We start from the raw sequence: 2,478 nt of genomic DNA, 5'->3' as shown, positions 1-2,478 counted from the left end.
TCAGATAACGGATTCCCAGTCTCGCTGCATCCTCAACCGTCTGTTCAACCGTCACACACCCCTGTTTATGACCTACGGTTCTCGGAAGACCTCTCTTCTTCGCCCATCTGCCGTTGCCATCCAGAATGAGGGCGACATGCTGCGGAATTACCAGGTTTTCGATGTCCCTTTCCATCCAGTTTTCCTCCATAATATTCCCTTAATAGCCAGAAAACAGGACCAGCCGGCCATCCGCATCTGCAATGCCGGCCAGCCCTGCTTGAGGCAGCCTGATTTTTACATTTAAACTCTATTGTATTTTTATACAGTCATGATCTCAGCTGTTTTTTCTTCTACTGCTTTATCAACCTTTGCGATCATCTTGTCAGTCAGCTTCTGGATCTGATCCTCGCCATCTGCCAGCTCGTCCTCGGTGATCTCGCCGCCTTTTTCCAGCTTCTTTAACAGATCGTTTGCATCACGGCGGATATTGCGGACTGCAACCTTCGCGCCCTCGCCCTTTTTCTTAACATCCTTTGCCAGATCTTTACGGCGTTCCTCAGTAAGCTCCGGGAAAATCAGGCGGACTGCACTTCCATCGTTGTTCGGGTTGATACCCAGATCGGAAGTCAGGATCGCTTTCTCGATGTCCTTAATGAGCTTCTTCTCCCACGGCTGGATCAGAATCATACGCGGCTCCGGCACAGAGATATTTGCCACCTGCTGTAACGGGGTCGGTGCGCCGTAGTAATCTACTTTGATTTTGTCCAGTACATGCGGGTTCGCACGTCCAGCACGAATGGATGTATACTCATTCAGCAGTGCGTCATAGGACTTATTCATCTTCTCTTCGTAAACTTTTAATCTCTCCTGCATAAAATCCTCCTAGTTATGCGGTAACCACTGTACCGTTAATTTTTCCGCGCATTGCATTTACAATTCCGTCTTTTTCATTCAGGCTGAATACTGCCATCGGAACGTGATTTTCCATACACATGATGGAAGCTGTGAGGTCTACGACCGCCAGCTGCTTGTCGATCACCTCCTGAATCGTGATCGTATCATACTTCTTTGCATCCGGGTTGATCTTCGGATCGCTGTCATATACGCCGTCGATCGCCTTAGCCAGAAGAATGCAGTCTGCATCCATCTCAATCGCACGCAGCGCTACGCCGGTATCAGTTGAGAAATACGGATGACCTGTACCACCTGCAAAAAATACGACCATACCCTTTGAGAAATATTTATTGGCTCTGTCCTTTGAAAACAGCTTCGTCATGGAGCCGCACTCAAATGGTGTCAGAATCTGTGTCATCATGCCTTCGCTCCGGAAGATCTCCGACACGTAAATACAGTTCATGACCGTTGCCAGCATTCCGATCTGATCCGCCTTGGTCCGATCGATTGCATTGCTCTGGCGACCTCTCCAGAAGTTTCCGCCGCCGATCACGATACCTACTTCGATTCCGTCATCGACCGCCGTCTTAACCTGTCTGGCTACTTCCTTGACCGTTGCTTCATCAAACCCGATTTTCTTGTCGCCTGCCAGCGCTTCTCCGCTCAGCTTCAGTAATACCCGCTTTAATTCCATAATTCGGTTCTCCCTGTCTATATGTACGTTCTGATGTACATTTTATCTGTGATGACCGTAAAAAGCCGCGTCACCTTATCAAAGATATTCTACCACAAAAAATCCGAATGTGCGATAGAATTTTCGTAAATCCTGTGCATCCTTTCATCCTTTTCCCCAAACGCCTTTCTGTATACGGATTCTTCGCCCTGTTTTTCATTTTTTTCTCAAATTTTAGCGCCTGTTTTACTTTTTTTCTATTTCACCTTTTCCCGCCGCTCTCATTCTGCCCCCAGCTTCTCATTATTTATCTGCACTTATCCTCTGCAATCTTTTTCTGTGCATTATTTAAGAACCTTTCTGGGTGCAATCCATGTATGTGCATTATTTTATTGGATATGCATTTTATAATATTGCAAATTTGAATCATTATATTGTTTGATAAAAATCAATTTCCAGCTACAATAGTTATATCAGTTGTAATTATTTATTATCTCTGAAATAACAATAACACATGATTCTTTCGGATCGGGGAGGCACTTGAAAAATATGACAGCAATCGATCAAAAACAAATTAACAAGCAGCAGACAAACCGTTATGAAAAATATTACCGTCAGATAGGTCTCAACATCGCTTATTACCGCAAACTCCGCGGCATGAGCCAGATGGCTTTAGCAGAGGCGACCGATTTAAGCCGGACTCATATATCCAACATCGAGGCACCGAACATGAAAACGAGTCTTTCCTTAGAGAGTCTCTTTGATATTGCAGGTGTTCTGCAGGTTGCACCGCGCGCCCTGCTCGATTTCCGTGATGAGAAACCGCAGGATTTTCATGAATAAATCATGATAGAGCACGTAGATTCATGAATTTCTTTAAAGCATGACATTTTAGGGTTCCGAAGATAGATTGGAACCCTTTTTTGTGT

General features: G+C 45.2%; 4 protein-coding genes. 1 reads left to right on the top strand and 3 read right to left on the bottom strand.

All coding sequences use genetic code 11. From position 1 onward, the window contains the following. The 3 genes from QVO97_RS11490 to pyrH all read right to left on the bottom strand — a co-directional run. Positions 1 to 175, bottom strand: a 175-nt coding sequence (locus QVO97_RS11490; RefSeq protein WP_288189742.1) for an undecaprenyl diphosphate synthase family protein, incomplete at its 3' end; no start/stop codon positions are given. Between the two features lie 125 nt (positions 176 to 300). Further along, a complete protein-coding gene (gene frr, locus QVO97_RS11485) occupies positions 301 to 855 on the bottom strand; it encodes a ribosome recycling factor (RefSeq protein ID WP_022360460.1) in 555 nt (184 codons plus the stop codon). Positions 856 to 868: 13 nt separating this feature from the next. After that, positions 869 to 1,570 (bottom strand): UMP kinase, encoded by a 702-nt coding sequence (pyrH, locus tag QVO97_RS11480; protein WP_022360459.1) that lies wholly within the window; start codon positions 1,568 to 1,570, stop codon positions 869 to 871. A 528-nt stretch (positions 1,571 to 2,098) separates the two neighbouring features. Here pyrH and QVO97_RS11475 point away from each other — a divergent pair. Continuing rightward, positions 2,099 to 2,392: a helix-turn-helix domain-containing protein gene (locus tag QVO97_RS11475; protein WP_022360458.1), complete on the top strand. Its 294-nt coding sequence runs from the start codon at positions 2,099 to 2,101 to the stop codon at positions 2,390 to 2,392. Positions 2,393 to 2,478: the final 86 nt, after the last annotated feature.

Source organism: Clostridium sp. CAG:43 (assembly GCF_000434655.1).
Classification (GTDB): Bacteria; Bacillota; Clostridia; order Lachnospirales; family Lachnospiraceae; genus Otoolea; species Otoolea fessa.
This window is presented reverse-complemented; position numbering and strand designations above follow the sequence as displayed.

Coding starts and splice junctions, on each gene's coding strand:
- frr (WP_022360460.1), bottom strand. CDS start 855: ATGCAGGAGAGATTAAAAGTTTACGAAGAGAAGATGAATAAGTCCTAT.
- QVO97_RS11475 (WP_022360458.1), top strand. CDS start 2,099: ATGACAGCAATCGATCAAAAACAAATTAACAAGCAGCAGACAAACCGT.
- pyrH (WP_022360459.1), bottom strand. CDS start 1,570: ATGGAATTAAAGCGGGTATTACTGAAGCTGAGCGGAGAAGCGCTGGCA.